The 6,973-nt window shown below is 63.1% G+C and carries 6 protein-coding genes and 2 pseudogenes; 6 read left to right on the top strand and 2 right to left on the bottom strand.

The features are described 5' to 3' along the window. The 3 genes and pseudogenes from AC1DT3_RS09050 to gltX all read left to right on the top strand — a co-directional run. A pseudogene (locus AC1DT3_RS09050) lies at positions 1-266 on the top strand (hypothetical protein); the annotation flags it as partial. 2 nt (positions 267-268) lie between these two features. Continuing rightward, positions 269-2,002 (top strand): NAD+ synthase, encoded by a 1,734-nt coding sequence (locus AC1DT3_RS09045; RefSeq protein WP_477464924.1) that lies wholly within the window; start codon positions 269-271, stop codon positions 2,000-2,002. A 68-nt stretch (positions 2,003-2,070) separates the two neighbouring features. Further along, complete coding sequence (gene gltX, locus AC1DT3_RS09040) at positions 2,071-3,411, top strand: glutamate--tRNA ligase (protein WP_477464923.1); 1,341 nt, start codon at positions 2,071-2,073, stop codon at positions 3,409-3,411. A gap of 74 nt (positions 3,412-3,485) precedes the next feature. Here gltX and AC1DT3_RS09035 read toward each other — a convergent pair whose 3' ends face one another. Further along, positions 3,486-4,622 carry a DUF2865 domain-containing protein gene (locus tag AC1DT3_RS09035; RefSeq protein WP_477464922.1) on the bottom strand — a complete coding sequence of 379 codons (1,137 nt, stop codon included), beginning with the start codon at positions 4,620-4,622 and terminating at the stop codon, positions 3,486-3,488. Between the two features lie 159 nt (positions 4,623-4,781). On the opposite strand from AC1DT3_RS09035, the gene AC1DT3_RS09030 reads away from it, so the two are divergent. Together AC1DT3_RS09030 and AC1DT3_RS09025 are read left to right on the top strand one after the other, a co-directional pair. Then, positions 4,782-5,165, top strand: coding sequence for a VOC family protein (locus tag AC1DT3_RS09030; RefSeq protein WP_477464921.1), 384 nt, complete (start codon positions 4,782-4,784; stop codon positions 5,163-5,165). Positions 5,166-5,242: 77 nt separating this feature from the next. Further along, positions 5,243-5,755 carry a CreA family protein gene (locus AC1DT3_RS09025; protein ID WP_477464920.1) on the top strand — a complete coding sequence of 171 codons (513 nt, stop codon included), beginning with the start codon at positions 5,243-5,245 and terminating at the stop codon, positions 5,753-5,755. 8 nt (positions 5,756-5,763) lie between these two features. Here AC1DT3_RS09025 and AC1DT3_RS09020 read toward each other — a convergent pair whose 3' ends face one another. Next, positions 5,764-6,087 carry a hypothetical protein gene (locus AC1DT3_RS09020; protein WP_477464919.1) on the bottom strand — a complete coding sequence of 108 codons (324 nt, stop codon included), beginning with the start codon at positions 6,085-6,087 and terminating at the stop codon, positions 5,764-5,766. 338 nt (positions 6,088-6,425) lie between these two features. On the opposite strand from AC1DT3_RS09020, the pseudogene AC1DT3_RS09015 reads away from it, so the two are divergent. After that, positions 6,426-6,973 (top strand): annotated as a pseudogene (locus AC1DT3_RS09015) (cysteine--tRNA ligase); the annotation flags it as partial.

Genomic DNA, 6,973 nt, shown 5'->3' with positions numbered 1-6,973 from the left:
GCCCTCTTGCGGAGACGATCGGTTGCGCGTTCGAAGATGGCGGATCGGGGCCGCAAATCACGACGGATTCGGCGAAGATGACCACGATCGAGGGCGTCTACGCGGCAGGAGATGCGGCCTACGGATCCCACAACATCACATGCGCCGCCGCCGACGGCATCACGGCCGCTTTGGGCATCCATCATGCGTTGATCGCGGAGGACGCAGTCGTTTCCGACGGGGCGAACCTGTTGCTGCCGTTCCTGCAACGCGCTAAATCCGGCTAGCCATGGTTCAGAACATCCTCAAGATCGCGCTCGCTCAGCTCAACCCCATCGTCGGCGATGTGGGCGGGAACGAAGCGAAGGCGCGAACCGCTCGTGCCGAGGCGCATAGGCTCGGTGCCGACATCGTCATGTTCTCGGAATTGTTTCTTGCCGGGTACCCGGCCGAGGACCTCGTTCTGAAGCCGGCCTTCCAAGACGCATGCCGCGCCGCGTTGGAACGTCTCGCGCGCGAAACCGCCGATGGCGGCCCGGCGATGCTCGTGGGCTTGCCATGGAACGAAGATGATCTCGTCTACAACGCCTACGCATTGCTCGACGAAGGCAAGATCGCAACGATCCGCTTCAAGGCGGACCTGCCGAATTACGGCGTTTTCGACGAGAAGCGCATCTTCGCCGCCGGCGGACTTGCCGGGCCCGTGAGCTTTCGGGGCATCCGGCTCGGATTGCCCATCTGCGAAGACATCTGGGGTGAAGAAGTCGTGGAGTGCCTTGCCGAGACCGGCGCGGAAATTCTTCTGGTGCCCAACGGGTCTCCCTATTGGCAAGGAAAGACGGAAGAGCGTTTCAACATCGCGGCCGCCCGGGTCACGGACAGCGGCCTGCCGCTCGTTTATCTCAATGCCGTCGGCGGTCAGGACGAATTGGTCTTCGACGGTGCATCGTTCGCGCTGCAGGCCGATTCTTCGCTTGCATGCCAGCTTTCCGCATTTCAGGAAGCCGTCGCCCTGACGATCTGGGAGCGGAAGGGGGACACCTGGGCCTGCATCGACGCACCACGCGAGACCGTCGAAGAGGGGCCCGAGGCCGATTACGCCGCTTGCGTTCTCGGCCTTCGCGACTACGTCGAGAAGAACCGTTTTCCGGGTGTCGTATTTGGCTTGTCCGGCGGTATCGATTCAGCACTCTGCGCTGCGATGGCCGTTGACGCGCTCGGACCGGAGCGGGTTCACGCGATCATGATGCCGTACCGCTATACGTCGTCGGAATCCCTTACCGACGCGGCGGAATGCGCCAAGGCGCTCGGCGTTCGCTACGACATTTTGCCGATCGCGGCCGCTGTCGAGGGTTTCGAGCAGATTCTGCAACCGCTCTTTGCCGGGCGCCCGCGCGATATCACGGAGGAGAACCTGCAGAGCCGTGCGCGCGGCACGCTCCTCATGTCGGTGTCCAACAAGTTCGGCTCCATGGTCGTCACCACCGGCAACAAGTCGGAAATGTCGGTGGGGTACGCCACGCTCTACGGCGATATGAACGGCGGCTTCAATCCGATCAAGGATCTCTACAAGACCGAGGTGTTTCATCTTTGCGGCTTGCGCAACCGGTGGAAACCGAAGGGGGCTCTGGGCCCTGACGGACTCGTCATCCCGGAGCGCATCATCACCAAGCCGCCGAGTGCTGAATTGCGCGAGGATCAGAAGGACGAGGATTCCCTACCGCCTTACGTCGTTCTCGACGATATCCTCAAATGTCTCGTCGAGCAGGAGATGCGGGTTTCCGATATCGTGGCCAAGGGCCACGATCCCGAAACGGTGAAGAAGGTCGAGCGCCTTCTCTACGTTGCGGAATACAAGCGGCGGCAATCGGCGCCCGGCGTGAAGGTGACGAAGAAGAATTACGGCCGCGACCGGCGTTATCCCATCGTCAACCGCTTTCGGGACGACGGCCGGCCGGCGCCGAAGGCCGACGAGGCGGTTGCGCCCGCGGCCAGGCCACGACAACCGGCCTTGGACATTTAGACCACTGTCGAGGCCCGCGAAGCCGCCGGGCCATTGCATCGCCTCACACCCTTTGCCATAGGGATTGCATGTCTAAGCCAATCGTCCGCTTCGCCCCGTCACCCACCGGGCTCATCCATATCGGCAATGCGCGCCAGTCGCTCATCAACGCCCTGTTCGCGCGGCGCGAGGGCGGCGTGTTCGTGCTGCGCTTCGACGATACCGACACCGCTCGCTCCAAGCGTGAATACGCCGATGCGATCGAGGTGGACCTCGAATGGCTGGGGACACCGCCGGATATCGTCGTACGCCAGTCGGAGCGCATCGACCTCTATGATGCCGCCGCCGAGCGTCTGCGCGATGTCGGGCGTCTCTATGCGTGCTACGAGACCGCGGAGGAGCTGGAATTCCGCCGCAAGCGGCAGCTCGCACGCGGCCAACCGCCGATCTACGACCGGGCCGCGCTCAAACTCACGGAAGCCGACCGCGAGAAGCTCGAATCCGAAGGCCGGACGCCGCATTGGCGCTTTCGGCTCGACCACCGCGTGGTGACCTGGACCGACATGGTGCGCAGCGAGTGCCACGTGGATTGCGGCTCCCTATCGGATCCGGTGCTCGTGCGCGAGGACGGGACGTATCTCTATACGCTTCCTTCGGTCGTGGACGACGTGGATCTCAAGATCAGCCACGTGATCCGCGGTGAGGACCACGTCACCAACACGGCGGTTCAGATTCAGATCTTCGAAGCGCTCGGAACCCATCTTCCGCAATTCGGCCACATCAACCTCCTGACGACGGCGAGCGGGGAGGGGCTATCGAAGCGGCTGGGACATCTTTCACTGACCAGCCTGCGCGAGGCCGGCCTCGAGCCTCAGGCCGTCGCCTCGCTCGCGGTTCTCGTCGGCACGGCGGAATCGGTGCGTCCGGTGGCCGATCTCGACGAACTCGCCGGCCTGATCGATTTTGCCCATATTTCGCGGGCGCCGGCCAAGTTCGACGAGCACGAGCTCGAACAATTGAATGCCAAGCTCGTCCACGACATGCCCTTTGAAAAGGCGCGCGAGCGGCTCGCCAAACTGGGAATGGATGCTGGCGAAGATTTCTGGCTGGCGGTCCGTACGAACCTGATCAAGCTCGCCGACGCGTCGACCTGGTGGAACGTCGTGAAGGGGCCGGTCGCGCCCGTCATCGAGGACAAGACGTTTGCAGATGCAGCTCTCAAGGTCCTGCCGGCGGCGCCATGGGACACCACGACCTGGAAGGCATGGACCGAAGCCGTGAAGACCGAGACCGGGCTGAAGGGGAAAGCTCTTTTCATGCCGCTTCGTCTGGCTCTGACCGGCCTCGATCACGGTCCTGAATTGGCGGCCTTGCTGCCGCTCATCGGCCCGGACAAGGTGCAAGCGCGACTGGCAGGCCAATCAGCCTGAGCAGCCTTCAAATCCAGTCATTCCGGGTTGCGTAGCGCGACCCGGATGACGAAGGGTGTTGGAAGGGTCGGAAGCTACGGTGTCTTGCTCTCGGGAACCGGGATGATGTTCGGCGCTACGATGCGGACGGTCTTCTTGGCGCCGCCCGCGACCACTTCGCGCTTCGGGCCTTCGGCTTGACCGACGACCTTATCCTTTTCGATCGATTGCGGACCGATACCGGCGGATTCGCTACCGGCCGTGGGCGCGGCAGCTGCAGCCTCGGCGGCTTGCGCTTCCGCTGCATCGGTTGCGGCCTTCTTGTCGGCGGCTTTGCCCTTGGCGACCGCAGCGGCCTTCGGGCGAGACAATTCCTCGGCCTTTTCGGCTGTGACGATCATGTCGCCGCGCTTCTGGTCGAGCATGCCTTCGGCGCGGCGCAGGACGGTCGCCCAGCTCTCGTTGTCTTTCTTACAGGCGCAGCTCTCGTCGAACGTCTTGCGGAATTTGAAGGCGTTGGCGAGGTTGGTGTAGGCCTGACCTTTCAGCGAGACGGCGTAGCTCAGCGATTCCTCGCCTCCTGAGGTGGCGAAGGCGACCGTTTCCGTGCCGGGACAGAGGGCTTGGCACATCTCGTCGGCGCCCTCGCGGCCGCCGGGGGAGTTGCTCAAGGGGAAGAACGAGCCATCGCACGTCTTTACGCAGACGAGGCGGCGGCCGCCGAGAGGGCGGTCCTGCGGGGCGTTGGGCACCTCTTCCATGATTTCGGGCTGAACCGGCTGGCCGCGCGGCGGGCCGAACAGGGTCTCGAAGAAGCCGCGAGGACCGTCGACGGCGCATGCCTGCTGCACGGCGGCCTGGAGCTGACGCCGGCGCATGTCGCCGCCGCCGCTCTCGCGCGCTTGCGCTACAAGACGTCCGTAATTGGCTTCCATCTGCTGGATCTGGCGGGCGATCGGCCCGCACTCGGCCGGGGCGGGGCCGGAAAAGAAATTGAGCGGGCCACGGTCGCAGCCGATGGAACGCTGATAGGCGAGAAGACGCGAGATCTCGTTCCGCTGCCCTTGGGCCTGAGCCGCCAAACCGGGATCGATTCCACCGCCGCCACGGTCCATCGCAGCCAATTCGGCGCGATACCGCTGACATTCGGGTGATTGCGCCACAGCCACGCCGCCTGCGAGAAAGAAAGCCGCGGCGGCCAGAACGGCCCGCTTGAAGAGTGTCTTTGCCATTAACGTTCCGCTTAGAACAGAAGGTCTGGAGCCGTCAGTTCCCGAATTCGATGGTCATAGTAAGGCCGAAACCGGCCCTCGTGTGGCAGTCCCCTTGCCCCGCCCGGCGAAAGCAAGTCAGCATGGCTCGTTTCGTCAGGGCGCGAGGGACAAACCGTCATGTACAGCCATACGACCGTCGGATCAAATGATCTGGCACGCGCCAAAGGGTTCTACGACCGGGTTCTCCAACCTCTCGACATCAACCTCAAGCTGACGTTCGAGACCATGCTGGCCTATGCGAACGCCGAAAAACGACCGCTCTTCCTTGTCGTGCGTCCTTTTGACGGAGCGGAGGCTTCCATCGGAAATGGCGCCATGGTCGCCTTTCTGGCCCCGAATCGATCGACGGTCGATCATTGTCACGCGATTGCCTTGGCTGAAGGGGGAACGAACGAAGGCGAGCCTTCCCTCCGGCCGCACTATCACGCGAATTACTACGGTGCCTATTTCCGGGATCTCGATGGCAACAAGATCTGTGTTTGCTGCCATCAGGCGGAATGACCCCTCGCCAAACGGACAAGCTCTTCCCACATCTSCATCGCCTTCCCATTTGAGGGGGAAGGAAGGAGCCTTCATCGATGTTCGTTCGAATTGCCTTGGCGTTGACGTTGCTGTGCGCGGGAGGGCTGACCACGGCCTCCGCCCAGGACCCGGATCTCATCTTCAAGAAATCCACCGTCTGGCGCGCGCTGACGCCGAATGACAAGCTCGCAGTCTACGGGCTCGACGATCCGGTGGTGGAGGGCGTCGCCTGCCACTATACGGCGCCGGAGCGCGGCGGCGTGTCGGGTACGCTCGGGGTCGCGGAGGAAGTCTCCGACATCTCCCTGTCCTGTCGCCAGGTGGGGCCGATTCGGTTCAAGGAGCGCTTCGCCCAGGGAGACGTGGTCTTCAGCGAACGGCGGTCCCTCGTCTTCAAGCGCATGCACATCGTGCGCGGCTGCGACGTCAAGCGGAACACCCTCGTCTACCTGGTCTATTCCGACCGGCCGATCGAGGGCTCGCCGAAGAATTCCACGTCGAGCATTCCGCTCGCGCCATGGGGCGCCAGCGGCGATGCGCCGAAATGCGGAGATTGGCTGAAGAGCTAGGCGGCTGTTCAGTTGGAGCAGGTGATCGAGATCGGCGCCTGCTGGCGTGAAAGAGCGACCTTGGTGATCGTGCCAGTCGTTTCGCCGGGTTCGACCTGGCGGAACGATATGGCGCGGGCATAGCCCTGCGCCTCGCACCAGCTGTTGGCGACGATGTGGCCGCAGGCCAGTCCGGCCGTCAGGCATTCGGCGATGCCATAGCCGTCATTGGCGGGCACGAGGAAGGTGGCCTCGGAAGCGGAAGCCTCGCTGCGGTTCGGGAGAAACGCCAGGGACGCGGCTGCACAAGCCGCAAAAAGGGATAGACCGAGCACGGCAAACGTGCGGCGCATGGAAGACTTCTCCGAACTTGGAACCACGCCCTGATAGTGGCGGGCGACCGTGAATAAAGCTCTAACGCCGACCTAGCCAGACGGTTGCATGAATTGACCCCTGCAAAGAACGCAGATGTGCCGCGCCGCACGCTGGGCGGGAGGGCGCGGCGGCGATAGCCTAAAGTCCGTACTTGACGGGAAAAGCCCGAGACGGCATTGATCTGTCCATGACAACGGCCACCATCCTCATTTCCGGGATCATTTGCAGCTAGCGCACACCGCTGGCAGGGGCTGTCTCGTTCTCAACACAAGATCGAAACCATCCTCCGGCCGGCGGCCTGAAGGGACTTGGTTTCATGACGCGGACCTTGCGGTTTCACAACACCCTGACCCGGTCGAAGGACGATTTCGTCCCGATCGACGCGAGGAATGTGCGCCTCTACGTCTGCGGGCCGACGGTCTACGACTACGCGCATATCGGCAACGCGCGTCCCATCATCGTCTTCGATCTTCTGTTCCGTCTGCTGCGGCACATCTACGGCGACGGCGCAGTGACGTATGTCCGCAACATCACCGACGTGGACGACAAGATCAACGCGCGCGCCGCCCGCGACTTTCCGGGCCTCCCCCACAATGACGCGATCCGCGTCGTGACGCAGAAGACCGAAGCGCAGTTTCATGCGGATATTCGTGCGCTCGGCGTGCTGATGCCGGACGACGTGAACGAAGTCGGCAAACCGGCTCGTTTCATCGAACCGCGGGCGACCGAGCACATCGAAGAGATGCGCATGATCATCGACCGGTTGATCGCGCGGGGCATCGCCTATGTCGCGGAGGAGCACGTCCTTTTCAGCGTGTCGGCGATGCAGGGATTGCCGAACGTCCCGAAATACGGCGCTTTCTC

This window comes from Microvirga sp. P4_G7, assembly GCF_056401005.1.
The sequence above is the reverse complement of the archived record's forward strand: the minus strand, read 5'-3'. Positions and strand labels throughout refer to the sequence as shown.